Annotated in this window: 9 protein-coding genes; 5 read left to right on the top strand and 4 right to left on the bottom strand. The window is 65.7% G+C overall.

Annotation, left to right across the window (positions count from 1 at the left end; all coding sequences use genetic code 11):
- Positions 1 to 2: 2 nt before the first annotated feature.
- Complete coding sequence (locus JSO19_RS07430) at positions 3 to 938, bottom strand: LysR family transcriptional regulator (protein ID WP_270910743.1); 936 nt, start codon at positions 936 to 938, stop codon at positions 3 to 5.
- Between the two features lie 121 nt (positions 939 to 1059).
- Between JSO19_RS07430 and JSO19_RS07425 the strand changes: the two genes are divergently transcribed.
- Together JSO19_RS07425 and JSO19_RS07420 are read left to right on the top strand one after the other, a co-directional pair.
- A complete protein-coding gene (locus tag JSO19_RS07425; protein WP_270910741.1) occupies positions 1060 to 1470 on the top strand; it encodes a CBU_0592 family membrane protein in 411 nt (136 codons plus the stop codon).
- Between the two features lie 43 nt (positions 1471 to 1513).
- On the top strand, positions 1514 to 2689 hold the full coding sequence (locus JSO19_RS07420) for a hypothetical protein (RefSeq protein ID WP_270910739.1): 1176 nt from the start codon (positions 1514 to 1516) through the stop codon (positions 2687 to 2689).
- Here JSO19_RS07420 and JSO19_RS07415 read toward each other — a convergent pair.
- Both JSO19_RS07415 and JSO19_RS07410 read right to left on the bottom strand, forming a co-directional pair.
- On the bottom strand, positions 2686 to 4104 hold the full coding sequence (locus JSO19_RS07415; RefSeq protein WP_270910737.1) for an APC family permease: 1419 nt from the start codon (positions 4102 to 4104) through the stop codon (positions 2686 to 2688). The two genes, JSO19_RS07420 and JSO19_RS07415, sit on opposite strands and share 4 nt — an antisense overlap.
- Positions 4105 to 4137: 33 nt before the next feature.
- Positions 4138 to 5760, bottom strand: coding sequence for an amidohydrolase (locus tag JSO19_RS07410; protein WP_270910736.1), 1623 nt, complete (start codon positions 5758 to 5760; stop codon positions 4138 to 4140).
- A gap of 123 nt (positions 5761 to 5883) precedes the next feature.
- Here JSO19_RS07410 and JSO19_RS07405 point away from each other — a divergent pair, with 123 nt between their 5' ends.
- Positions 5884 to 6549: a TetR/AcrR family transcriptional regulator gene (locus tag JSO19_RS07405; RefSeq protein WP_270910735.1), complete on the top strand. Its 666-nt coding sequence runs from the start codon at positions 5884 to 5886 to the stop codon at positions 6547 to 6549.
- On the opposite strand, the gene JSO19_RS07400 is transcribed toward JSO19_RS07405, so the two are convergent.
- The gene (locus tag JSO19_RS07400; protein WP_270910734.1) at positions 6546 to 8327 is read right to left on the bottom strand and encodes an AMP-binding protein; all 1782 of its coding nucleotides are present in this window, start codon (positions 8325 to 8327) and stop codon (positions 6546 to 6548) included. The two genes, JSO19_RS07405 and JSO19_RS07400, sit on opposite strands and share 4 nt — an antisense overlap.
- Positions 8328 to 8846: 519 nt before the next feature.
- Here JSO19_RS07400 and JSO19_RS07395 point away from each other — a divergent pair.
- Together JSO19_RS07395 and JSO19_RS07390 are read left to right on the top strand one after the other, a co-directional pair.
- Complete coding sequence (locus JSO19_RS07395) at positions 8847 to 10637, top strand: ABC transporter ATP-binding protein (RefSeq protein WP_270910732.1); 1791 nt, start codon at positions 8847 to 8849, stop codon at positions 10635 to 10637.
- The gene (locus JSO19_RS07390) at positions 10634 to 12460 is read left to right on the top strand and encodes an ABC transporter ATP-binding protein (RefSeq protein ID WP_270910731.1); all 1827 of its coding nucleotides are present in this window, start codon (positions 10634 to 10636) and stop codon (positions 12458 to 12460) included. Before JSO19_RS07395 ends, JSO19_RS07390 begins: the two co-directional genes overlap by 4 nt.
- Positions 12461 to 12667 lie beyond the last annotated feature (207 nt).

Raw genomic sequence — 12667 nt, 5'->3', positions numbered from 1 at the left:
ACTCAGCCCTGCGCTTCGGCACCCTCGCCCGCTTCGTCGCCCGCCGCAACAAAGCCGCGCACGAAGTTGATCGCTGCCCGCAGCGCCGGGTTCGGGCGGCGTGACTCGCGGTAGCAGAGCGAGATGCGGCGAAAGCCGAGGCCAGGCAGCTCGTGGGTTTCGACGCCCGAGGGAAGCTCGCCCTGCAGGGCCAGTTGCGGCATGAGGGTCGCCCCCTCTCCCGCGGCGATCATCGCGAGGGCGGCGTGGTAGCCGGCGTAGCGGTGCGGCGAGGTCTCTGAATCGCTGAGGCCACGGCGCACGCGGCGCACTGCGCTGACGCCTCCCGCGGCCCCGTCGAGTTCGAGCCATGGCACCTGCAGGCGTTCGAGCTCGACGACGCCGAGCGCCGCCTGGGTTCCGGCGGGCACGACGAGCAGCCAGGGGTCGTACATGAGGGTGATCTCGCGAATCTCTGGGCCGAGCGCAACCGGCTTCATCGAGTCGTCACGCTCGGTCACGATGAGGTCGACATCGGCGGCGCGCAGGGCGCGCACGAGCTCGACCTGTTCAGCCTCGACGACCTCGAGCTGCACGCCGGCGAGCTCGTCCTTCCATCGCGGCAGGGCGGGCGCGAGCACGGCCGAGATGAAGCTTTGAAAGGCACCGAGCCGCACCCGACCGCTCGGCAGCTGGCTCGCCGCAGCAACGCGCAGGGCCGCCTCGTTGACCTCGCGTTCGACGTTCTCGGCGAGCTCGATCAGCTCACGCCCGGCGGCCGTCGGGCTCACCCCGCGAGGCGACCGTTCAACGAGCGGAACCCCCACCTCTGTCTCAAGTCGTGAGAGTTGCTGAGACACCGCAGAGGGCGTTAAACGCATGGCGTCAGCCGCCGCGAGCACGCCGCCGCTGCGCGAAATCTGCAGCAAATATGGCAGCCGAGAAACCGTGATCTTCATATTCAGAAATTCTAAATGCTCGGTATCACATTATCCAATTGCGCTAAAACAAGAAAAAGATCACAATTGAGTCTCGGTGCCTGTTTGTGATGGCGCCTCAAGACCCTCGGAAGGAGCAGCAATGGAAGACATGATCGGCACGGCCCTCGGTTGGATCGGAACAGTAGGTACCCTGTCGGCGTATATTCTCATCACCCGCGGCACGGTCTCACCGACCGGCAAGCGCTACGCTGCTCTCAACATGATCGGCGGCACCTTCGCGGCCGCCGGAGCACTCGCCTTCGGGGCATGGCCCGCGTTCTTCTCAAACGTCGTCTGGGCAGGCATCGGCCTGCACGGCCTCGTCACCGCAACGCGCCGCGCACGGCACGAGCGCAAGCTGTCGCTCGCAGCGAACCTGCTCACGATGCCCACGCCAACCGAGTTCGCTGAGGCCCTGCTCAAGACGCAGCCGATTGCGATTATGCACCCGCAGGCGATCCGCCTCCCAACGCAGGAGGAGCTGCTCGCCGCGAGCCGCCAAGCAGCGTAATCGCATGCCGCGGGGCCCGCTCCCGCTGTGAAAGAATGAGCGCATGACTGAGGCCACGCCCGTGAGCGACCACCCCTTCGATCGCGCCGTGTGGCGCTTCTGGCCGTGGATCTCGTGGCTTTTGCCGGTGGTGCTCATTGCCTTCGCCCTCACGAACTCGCGCGACGGCCTTTCGACCATCGTCATGCTGTACCTCTCGCCGGTCGTGCTCGTGGCATTCGGGCTTGTGAGCTCGCTGCCCCAGTGGGTACTGAAGGCGCGAGGGCACGAGACCACGCCCGCACCCATCAGCGCGCTCATGGTGACGGCGTGGGTGAGCGCCATCGCGATCGCCATCGTGGTGCGCAGCGACCTGCAGGGCGGGGCCGCGACGGCGAGTACGCGTGGGCTCACCGCCCTCATGAGCACCGCGACCGCACTGCTCGTCATCGCCCTCGCCGGCGCCATCGTGGGCGCCATCGCACTACCCGCGAAAGACGAATGGGGGCTGTGGCGCTTCAGCGGCCCCGCCGCACTCGTGGTGGCACCGCTTGCCCTCGCCCTCGTCACCGCGGTGCAGGGCACGGCGCCGATCCACGTTTCACGCGATTCGCAGAACATCGACTCCGAGGTCGCGATGCAGCTGCAGACCGAGCGCTGGCAAGACTTCAACACGTTTCTCACGCCCGCACGCGCCGCGGCATGCCCCACCGAGTGGCGGCTGAGCGGTGGCAGCGGATTGAGCGTGTACGAGGGCACCTCGTTCGACGACAGCCAGTACACGCTCTACAGCAACTGGCGCTGCGAGACACCGCTCACGAGCGACGAGTTTTTCGAGACGATCGTGCCCGCCATCGAGGCAAGCGGCTGGCGACTCATCACGAGCGGCGAGGGTGAGAACCCCGGGCCTACCGAATACCAAGACGCTTCTGGTTCAAAGACGCAGGGCTTCCAGGCCCAGTTCGAAGCGGCCGAACCAGACGAAGGGCTCGGTCAGCCAGACTCACCCGAGGGCACGAACGGCACGCTCACCCTCATGCTCGAGCCCGGCGACACGAAGGGTGAGTTCTCGCTGCTCTTCAACGCCGCAAGCCCCTCATTCTGGCTCGAGGGCGGTTCGGTCTTCTGGAACACCGAGCCCGACACCCAGCTCGCCGAAGAACTCCTCTGGAGCCACTCGCCGACCACCTTTGCGGCCGACGAGTGGCCCGAGCTCGAGCGCGTGGTGCGACTGCCCTAGCGCTGCGACTCGAAGGGGTAGTCTGCGCCCATCTGGTCGATGGCGCGGGTCGTGGCGCCCTCCTCTGAGAAATCCATCATGGGCACGGGGCGCTTGAAGCCGTGCGTCACGGCGACGATGATGGCGAGACCTAACACGACCCAGATGCCACCCGCGATCCACGTGAAGGTTTCGAGCGAGCTCCACAGCCACACGGTCACGCCCGCCCCGATGAGCGGTAGGAGGCCGTAACGCAGCAGGGTGCCCACGGTGAGAGGCGCGGTGCGCCCGCCTCTGGGAAAGAGGTAGGTGCGAATGACCGAGAGATTGACCATCATGAAGGCCGCGAGCGCGCCGAAGCTGATCATGTGCGTGATGATCTCGAGCGAGATGAACAGTGAGGTGAGCGAGATGACCGACACGAGCGTTGCCGCGACGATCGGGGTGCCGAAGCGCTTGTGCACGCGCGCGAGCCCCCGGGGCAGCACGCCGTCGCGGCCCATCGCGTAGATGATGCGCGAGACCGAGACCTGGCTCGTCATTGCCGAGCCGAAGGAGCCCGCGACAAACACCGCCACGAAGAACGAGGTGAGCGCGTCGCCGCCCACGAACTTCATAACCGTCACGCCAGCCGCGTCAAGCTCGGCCTCGCTCATCGTCGACCAGTCGACGTCGAAGGCGATCGCGCCAGACCAGGCGACGAGAATGAAGAAGAAGCCGCCCACGAGGGTCGCGAGCACGATCGCCCGGGGAATGTCGCGGCGCGGGTTCTTCGCCTCCTCAGAGAGGGTCGAAACCGCGTCGAAGCCGAGAAATGACAGGGCGAGAATCGCGGCGCCAGCGGCAATCGCGCCGATGCCGCCCTCGCCGAAGGTGAAGGGCTCAAGCAGCCCAACCGTGGTGTCGCCGCCGAGCGCCGACTTGAAGGCGAGGGCGATGAACACCGCGACGAGAATGACCGAGAGTGAGATGATGACGGCGTTCGCCTTGCTCACGAAGTTAATTCCGAGAATGTTGAAGCCGAGCACGAGCGCAATCGCCACGAGCGAGAACACCCAGGCGGGCACCGCGGGAAACTGCGTGTTCATGTAGATGCCGATGAGTAAGAAGTTGATCATCGGCAAGAAGAGGTAGTCGAGCAGCATGACCCAACCGGTCATGAAGCCGACACCGCCGCCAAACGACTGCTGCGAGTACGTGTACGCCGATCCCGCAATCGGGTACTTGCGCACCATCGCACCGTAGCTGAGCGCCGTGAACAGCATGGCAATGATGGCCAGCAGGTACGCGGCGGGCAGGTGACCGCCCGTCTCTTTATTGACGAACCCGTAGGTGGTGAACACCGTCACCACCGTCATGTAGGTGACGCCGAAGGCCGTGAGGCTCACGAGCCCCAGCGTGCGCTTCAGCTTGACGGGTGTAACGGTATCGGTCATGAATGCTCCTTTGAATTCGTTGCTCGGTGTGCGTTAATGCGTTCGGTGCCCCGCGAGCCAGGTGCCGTGCACCTGCACCCCGGTGATCTTCGCGACGTCAATCTCGGTCGGGTTCTCACTCAGCCACACGAGATCGGCCGTCGAGCCGACCGTGAGGGTGCCGCGCTCGGGCGCGAGCGCCTGCCGCGCAATACCGGTCGTGTAGCCGGCGTATGCCTGCCGCGCCGAGACCCGCTCTTCGGGAAGCCAGGGCGTCGACCCCGTCTCGCTCGGATCCCTGCGGTCAATCGCGGTCGCGAGCGCCGGGCGCCAGTCTTCGGTCGTGACGGGCCAGTCGCTACCAAACGAGACGGTGGCGCCGCTCTCGAGCACCGAGCGAATGAGGTACTGCTGCCCCTCACGGTCGTGGCCGAGGTGCGGAATCGTGAGGTCGCGCATCACGGCATCGCACTGCGCCCAGTATGGCTCAAAGTTCGCGACGACCCCGAGCTCGCCGAAGCGCTGCACGTCATCGGGGTGCAGCAACGCGACGTGCGCAATGACGTGCGGGCGTTCTGGCGTCGTGATGTCAGCGATGGCCTCAAGCCCGTCGAGCGCGTGTCGGTTTGCCGCGTCACCGATCGCGTGCAGGTGCAGCTGAAACCCAGCCTCGGCAAAGGCCCGCATCGCGAGTTCGAGCTCGTCGACCGACCAGTTGAGAATGCCGCGCTCGTCAGGCTTGTCAGCGTACGGGGCGATGAGCGCCGCCGTGTGGCTTTCGACGACGCCGTCGAGAAAGAACTTGATGGTCTCGCCGCTCAGGCGCTCGTGCCCGAGCTCGCGCACCGCGGCCCTCGCCGCACTGAACTCGGCCACTTGCTCCCGCCACAGCGCGGGGTCGGCGCGAAAAGCCATGTTGACGCGCGTGTGCAGGCGATCGGCGCGGGCGGCGGCGAGATAGACCTCGATGTTCTCGGGGTCGACCCACGCGTCTTGCACCCAGGTGGTGCCTTGCCGCGCGTACACCCGGGTCGCGTGTTCAAGCGCGCCCACCCTCATCTCGAGGGAGTACGGTGGCACGACCTCTGCCAGGAAGTTATTGGCCGCGGTCTCTTGCAGCGTACCCATGGGCGACCCGTCGGCCCGGCGCACGTACCTACCAAGCTCGGGGTCGGGGGTCTCGCTCGTGATGCCGCCGGCCCGCAGCGCCGCGGTGTTGACCCACGCCGTGTGATAGTCCCACGCCCGAAGAATGGTCGGGGTGTCGCCCGTGACCTCGTCGAGCCACCGGGCATCAAACAGGCCACCCTCGGCGAAGGTGGCGTCGTAGCTCGCGCCCACGATCCACTCGTCTTCGGGGTGGCTAGTCTTCCACTCGCGCACCGCGTCGAGAATGCCGTCGAGGTCGCTCGCCTCGCGAATCGCCGGCCCGAGGGTTTCGAAGCCAGCGAGCAGCGGGTGTGCGTGCCCCTCGCCGAGCGCCGGGGTGAGCACCCCACCCGCGAGGTCGATGACCTCGGCTCCTGGCTCGTTCATGAGCGCTTTCGCGTCGTCGCCGAGCGCCACGATGGTGTGCCCCTGAACCGCAAGCGCGTCACTCATCGTCGCCTCGTCGCCCCCGAGGTTGAGGTCGACGAGCACCGAACCACCGGTAAAAATCGTTGTCGTGTTTGGCATCGTTGCTCCAAGATCGAAGATGGCAGCACGTTAAATGAACGTGATTCTTTTATCTACACTGGGAGTGTACAGTGAAACTCGCGCTCAATGCCACTGCCGAGTCACAGCAAGTGAGGGAGCAACATGCAAACCGGTAAGCGTCGCGTGGGCAGGCCAACGACGAACGTGCTCACCCGCGACCTCATCATGCAAACCTCGCTGCGCCTCATCACCGAGCGCGGAGCGACGGGAGCGAGCATGCGCGACATCTCGCGCGAACTCGGGGTGCAGCCCTCGGCCCTCTACAACCACGTGTCGGGACACGAAGACGTCATCGGCGGTGTGCGCGAGCTCGTGAGCGAACGCATCGACGTGAGCGGCTTTGGCACCGAGCCGTGGATCGCGGCCCTCGACCGCTGGGCCAAGTCATATCGCCTCGCCTTCGCCGCCCACCCGCCGACCATCGCCCTGCTCGCGGTGCAGCCCCTCACCGAGCAGTCACGCGTGGGAACCATGTACGACGTCGTGTGCCGCGGGCTCATCGACGCGGGGTGGCCTGAGGCCAGGGTGCTGAGCCTCGTCGTGGCCCTCGAAAACTTCATTCTCGGCGCGGCCCTCGACCGCGCGGCGACGAGTGAGATACTACGTCCCGGCGTGAGCGACAGCACTCCCTCGTTTCAGCGCGCCTACGCTGCACGCGAGGAGTCGCTTGGCGAGGCCTCGGCAGCCGACGCCGCATTCGACTTCGGCCTCGCGACAATGCTCGCGGGGCTCGAAGCCGAGTATGCGGCGCTCAGCCAGGACGCCTAGCGCCCGCCATCCTTGAGCTGCGGAAAGTCGTCGTCGCGCCACTCGCCCGCGAGACGCTCGCCAGAGTTGAAGGCCGCGACCTCGCGCTGCCGCAGCTCAACCCGTCGAATCTTGCCCGAAGCCGTCTTCGGCAGCTCCCAGAACTCGACCCTGCGCACGCGCATATACGCGGGCATCGAGGCCCTCGCGTGCGCCAGAATCGCGCTCGCGCTCTCGGCACTGGCCTCGGCGCCCGCGGCGAGCGCGACGTACGCCTTCGTCACGTTGAGGCGCGTATCGTCGGGAGCCCCAACGACGGCGGCCTCGGCAACGAGCGCGTGCTCGAGCAGCGCGCTCTCGACCTCGAACGGTGACACCTTGTAGTCACTCGATTTAAAGATGTCGTCGGTGCGCCCCACAAACGTGAGCACCCCGTCTTCGCCCCGCTCGGCGACGTCACCCGTGTGAAAAAGCCCGCCCTCGGTCGCCCGCGCGGTCGCCTCTTCGTTGCCGAAATAGCAGGTCATGAGATTCACTGGGCGCGCAGCGCCCGATCCGCCGTCATCAGGGCCAAGCCGCAGGCACACCTCGCCCTCTTCGGCCTCGGCTCCCGTCAGCGGATCGACGACAACCGCGTCGACCCCCGGCAGCGGCCTTCCCATCGCGCCCGGCACAACCGGTTCGCCGGGAAGGGTGCCCACGAGCGCCGTCGTCTCGGTCTGGCCGTAGCCGTCGCGAATCTCGAGGCCCCACCAGTCGCGAATGCGTGCGATGACCTCGGGGTTGAGCGGCTCGCCGGCCGAAAGCGCCTCGCGCAGGCCGCGGGGCTTCTCGCTCAACTCGCTCTGAATGAGCATGCGCCACACGGTTGGCGGTGCGCAGAACGTGTTGACACCGGCGCGATCGAGCTGGGCCACGAAGCTCTTGGCGTCGAAGCGGTCATAGTTGAGCACGAAGATCGTCGCGCCCACGTTCCACGGCGAGAAGAAGCTCGACCAGGCGTGCTTGCCCCAGCCGGGAGCGCTCACGACCGAGTGCACGCCGCCGGGACGCACACCGATCCACGCCATCGTGCTCAGGTGGCCGAGCGGGTAGCCCGTGTGCGAGTGCTCGACGATCTTCGGCAGGTTCGTCGTGCCAGAGGTGAAGTAGATGAGCGCGGGCTCGTCGCTCGCGGTGCGCCTTGCGACGGGGGCGGTCGATGCCGAACGCGACTCGTCATATGAGAGCCAATCGTAGAGGGCCGCGCGCTGGTCTTGCGTTGCCTTCGCAAGCCCCACGCCAACACCGTGGTAGTCGCCCGGAACATCGCGGAACTTCATGGCGTCTTCGGGGGCGGCAAACACCCAGCGCACCCGGCCGCGGCTCACCCGGTCATTGAGGTCTTGGGCGCCGAGCACGACCGAGGTAGGCAGCATGACCACGCCAATCTTGAGCGCGGCCAGCATGATCTCCCAGAGCTCGATGCGGTTGCCGAGCATGAGCATCGCCACGTCGCCCTTGCGGGCCCCCTGCTGCAGGAGCCACTGCGCAACCTGGTCGCTGCGCTCTTTGAGCTCGGCGAAGGTGCGCTGTTCTTCAGAGCCATCGGCCTCGGCGATGACGAGCGCGGGGCGGTCATTGCCCTCGGCGATCACGTCAAAGACATCGTGCGCCCAGTTAAACTCAGGCCCCACATCGGGCCATCGAAACTGAGAGCGCTGCAGTTCAGGCCTGCCTGCGAGTTCGAGAAGTTGGTCGCGTGCTTCGAAAAAAGCTCTGCTGGCATCATTGCCACGGCTCATCTGTGGGTCGTCCATGGGTTCAGCCTACCCCCGGATTATTTCCCGTGGGGTTTCTTGACGTTCAATTCGCGCAAGTTTGCACTCCTGCTCCTGTGTTACTCCTGTGTTGCTTGCCTTGATTGGGGTGGACTTCGGGGTATTTGCGTCGCCCGCGGCCGTCGTGTGGTCACTTTTCCTCCTCGTGTGGTCAAAAGGTGTCGAAAACGATCGGAAAATCGACACTTTTTGACCACACGATGAGGGAAAGAGGGGGCGCGCGGGGCCGAAAAGAGAGGTGCGCGAGGCACGGAAGAAGGGCGCGAGCGCACGCGCCCGATCCGCACAAATGGGGCTTGCGCCAAAGCGCAGCCGCCCGATAGTGTTGTGAACTGTATTCCTACGACTCGGAAAGGAGCCATTATGACGAACATCATCGCATTTACGGCACCGACCTTTCCGGGCACTCAGCTGGCCGGCAAGTAGTCGACGCGGCTCATCGCCGCTCCCTTCCGTTCTCATCCCAGCCCTGCACACTCGTGCGTTCTTCTAGGAAACATGTCTTCTTCATCTTCACTCTCGCTGCCACGCTCGCTCGCACGCCTCTTTCCGTTCGTGAAACCGGCGCTACCGAGGGCTATCGGCGGCACCATCGTGGCGCTGCTCGCCGCGCTCGCGAGCCTCGCCATTCCCATCGTGCTGCAGTGGGTCGTTGACGGCCCGCTGCTCACGGGCGATCGCCGGCTCATCGTCTGGTCGACGGGAGCGGTGCTCGCGCTCGGTATCGCCGAGGCCATCTTCATCTTTCTGAGGCGGCGCTTCGTGCTGCGCCCCATGACCGAGGTCGAGTTCACGATTCGGCAAACCTTCTACGATCGGCTGCAGAGTCTGCAGGTCGCCTTCCACGATCGCTGGCAGTCGGGCCAGTTGCTGAGCCGAATGATGCAAGACATTGGGCTCATTCGACGCTGGCTCACGTTCGGCGCGATCATGCTGTTTGTCAACGTGCTCACGATCCTCATCGGTACAGGCCTGCTCTTTCGCTGGCACTGGGCACTCGGCACCGTCTTCTTCATCGCCTCGCTGCCCATCTGGATCGTCGGCTACCGCTTCGAGCAGCGGTACGGGTCGCTCTCGCGCCTCAGCCAGGACCAGTCGGGCGACCTCGCGACCGCCGTCGAAGAGAGCGTGCACGGCATTCGCGTGCTCAAGGCATTCGGTCGCGGCGGCCACGCTCTCGGCCAGTTCCGCAAGCAGGCAGAGTCGCTGCGCTCGACCGAGATGCGCAAGGCCCGCGAGGTGGGCCTCATCTGGTTCTGGTACGACATGGTGCCGGTGCTGGCGCTCGGCCTGTGCCTCCTCACGGGCGTCGTGCTCGTCGGGCTCGAGGAGCTCACGGTGGGCGAGCTGTTCGCGTTCTTCGCGATGGCGGCAGCACTGCGCTGGCCGATGAACTCGCTCGGCTTCCTCTTCTCGTTCATGATCGATACCCGCACCGCGACCGACCGTATCTTCGAGGTGTTCGACGCCGAGATCACGATTACCGACCCGGCCGAGCCGAAGAGCATCACAGAGGGCCGCGGATCGCTCGCCTTTCGAGACGTGCACTTTCGCTTCAGCGATGCGCCCGACACAGAGCGCGACCTCGTTGACGGCTTGACGCTTGAGCTCACGCCGGGCGAGACCCTCGCCCTCGTCGGAGCAACCGGAAGCGGCAAGACCACGCTCACGACTCTGCCCACCAGGCTCTACGACGTCACCGGCGGATCGGTCGAGCTCGATGGCATCGACGTGCGCGACCTCACGCTCGAGGAGCTCAGGCGGCGCATCGGCGTGGCTTTCGAGGAGCCGATTCTCTTTTCGGCGAGCGTTCGCGAGAACGTGTTGCTCGGTCGCCACGACCTCGACGTGCACAGCCCAGAAGCCGATGCGGTTTTGCGCGAGGCGCTCGATGTCGCGCAGGCGGGCTTTGCGTACGAACTGCCTGAGGGGCTCGACACCGAGGTGGGCGAAGAGGGCATGAGTCTCTCTGGCGGCCAGCGACAGCGGCTCGCGCTCGCGAGGGTCGTCGCCGCGGCTCCCGACGTGCTGGTGCTCGACGATCCGCTTTCTGCCCTCGATGTTGACACCGAGGCGCTCGTCGAAGCCGCGCTGCGGCAGGTGCTCCAGGGCACGACCGCGCTCATCGTCGCGCACCGTCCCTCGACGGTCTCGATGGCCGATCGCGTCGCCGTCATGCAAGACGGCCGCGTGACCGAGGTGGGCACCCACCACGATCTCTTGCGCACGAGCGCGCACTACCGATATCTCATATCTTCACTCGAAACCGGAGAGGAGGCGGCACGATGAGCCTCGAAAGCGTTCAGGGAACCCGCGGTGAAGACCGCGAAAGCTACACCCGCGAAGAGAGCCGGGCGATTCGCCGCAGGTCGCTCACCCTTCTCGGATCGATTCTTCGCCCGTTCAAAAAACTCATCGCGCTCACGGTCGTGGTCGTGGTGCTCTCGGCTGTGCTTCGTGCGGTCGGGCCGAGCCTCATCGCCGTTGGTATCGACACGACGCTTCCCCGCGCTATTGAGAGCGGTGACTGGTGGCCCACGATCGGCATCACGGCGGCGTTTCTTGCCGTCGGCGGGGCCGGTGCCGCACTCGTTGGCTGGTACGTCGTGCTCATTGCACAGCTCACCCAGGCCGTGATGATGGAGCTGCGCACCCGCATCTTCAGGCACACCCAGCGCCTCAGCCTCGAGTTTCACGAGGGCTACACCTCGGGCCGCATCATCTCGCGCCAGACGAGCGACCTCGAGTCGATTCAGGAGCTGCTCGACGGCAGCCTCAGCGAGCTCATCGACGCGGTGCTGCTCGGCTCGTTCACGCTCATCGCGCTGTTTTTGATCGACTGGCGCAGCGGGCTGCTGCTCGTTGGCATGGGCGTTCCGCTCGCACTCATCATGTGGTGGTTCGTCGTCGAATCGCAGAAGGGCTTTCGTGCGACCCGCGTCGTGAGCGCACGGCTCATCGTGCAGTTCGTCGAGACGATGACCGGCATTCGGGCCGTGCAGGCGTTTCGCCGCGAGAAGCACAACAGCCGCGTGTTCGCGAAGGCCTCGAACGACTACCGCGAGGCGAACCTCAAGGTCATCAACCTGTTCGGCGTGCTCGACCCGGCCCTCGTCATGCTCGGCAACATCACCGTCGCGATCGTGCTGTTATGGGGCGCGCTTCGCGTCACCGACGGCGCCCTCGCTATTGGCGTCTTGCTCGCGGCGGTGCTGTACGTGCGCAACTTCTTCGGCCCGCTCGAAGACGTGGCGATGTTTCTCAACTCGTATCAGTCGGCCGTCGCTGCCCTCGAGAAGGTCTCGGGCGTGCTCGAGGAGCAGCCGACCGTGCTCGACCCCGAGAACCCCGTCGCCCTCGAGCACTCGAGCGGCGAGCTGCGATTCGACGGAGTCAACTTCAGCTACGGTGGTGCAGGCGACAGCAAGACGGTGCTCGCCGACTGCAACCTCACGATCGCGGCCGGGCAAACGGTCGCGCTCATCGGCACCACCGGCGCCGGTAAGTCAACGCTCGCAAAGCTCGTTGCGCGTTTCTACGACCCCACCGAGGGCACGCTCACGCTCGACGGCCGCGACCTGCGAGAGCTCGATCCTGCCGATCTGCGCCGGGCCATCGTCATGGTGACGCAAGAGGCCTACCTGTTTAGCGGCACGGTGGCCGAGAACATCGCGCTCGGGAAACCAGAGGCAACGCTCGAAGAGATTCGCGCGGCGGCCATTGCGGTCGGCGCTGACGAGTTCATCTCGTCGCTGCCCGATGGCTACGACACCGACGTGAATAAGCGCGGTGGCAGGGTCTCGGCCGGCCAACGCCAGCTCATCTCGTTTGCCAGGGCGTTTCTCGCTGACCCCGCCGTGCTCATTCTCGACGAGGCGACCGCGTCGCTCGATCTGCCGAGCGAGCGGCTCGTGCAAGATGCCTTGCAGCGCCTGCTCGCCGACCGCACGGCAATCATCATTGCCCACAGGCTCTCAACCATCGCGATCGCCGACCGGGTGCTCGTCATGGAGCACGGCAGAGTCATCGAAGATGGCACGCCCGCGCAACTCATCGAGCTCGACGGCAAGTTCGCCTCGCTGCACCGCTCGTGGGTGAACTCGCTGAGCTAGGCCGCTGGGCGCCCGCAACGCAGTAAACCGCCGGCCGGTTTCACCCTGAGGGGCGATACCGGCCGGCGGTCATTAGCACCGGTGGCTTGGCGGGGAGGGGGATGCCAAGCCACCGAGCATAAGGATGGGACCCAAGTGTCGGGGGGGGGGATGAACCTGTGCCCCATCGGTCTATAACGCTCAGTCTGAGCGTGTCATCGATCGCTT

Origin of the sequence: Leucobacter sp. UCMA 4100 (assembly GCF_027853335.1) — a bacterium.
Lineage (GTDB): Bacteria > Actinomycetota > Actinomycetes > Actinomycetales > Microbacteriaceae > Leucobacter_A.
This window is presented reverse-complemented; position numbering and strand designations above follow the sequence as displayed.

Coding starts and splice junctions, on each gene's coding strand:
- JSO19_RS07430 (WP_270910743.1), bottom strand. CDS start 938: ATGAAGATCACGGTTTCTCGGCTGCCATATTTGCTGCAGATTTCGCGC.
- JSO19_RS07420 (WP_270910739.1), top strand. CDS start 1,514: ATGACTGAGGCCACGCCCGTGAGCGACCACCCCTTCGATCGCGCCGTG.
- JSO19_RS07390 (WP_270910731.1), top strand. CDS start 10,634: ATGAGCCTCGAAAGCGTTCAGGGAACCCGCGGTGAAGACCGCGAAAGC.
- JSO19_RS07415 (WP_270910737.1), bottom strand. CDS start 4,104: ATGACCGATACCGTTACACCCGTCAAGCTGAAGCGCACGCTGGGGCTC.
- JSO19_RS07405 (WP_270910735.1), top strand. CDS start 5,884: ATGCAAACCGGTAAGCGTCGCGTGGGCAGGCCAACGACGAACGTGCTC.
- JSO19_RS07410 (WP_270910736.1), bottom strand. CDS start 5,760: ATGCCAAACACGACAACGATTTTTACCGGTGGTTCGGTGCTCGTCGAC.
- JSO19_RS07400 (WP_270910734.1), bottom strand. CDS start 8,327: ATGGACGACCCACAGATGAGCCGTGGCAATGATGCCAGCAGAGCTTTT.
- JSO19_RS07395 (WP_270910732.1), top strand. CDS start 8,847: ATGTCTTCTTCATCTTCACTCTCGCTGCCACGCTCGCTCGCACGCCTC.
- JSO19_RS07425 (WP_270910741.1), top strand. CDS start 1,060: ATGGAAGACATGATCGGCACGGCCCTCGGTTGGATCGGAACAGTAGGT.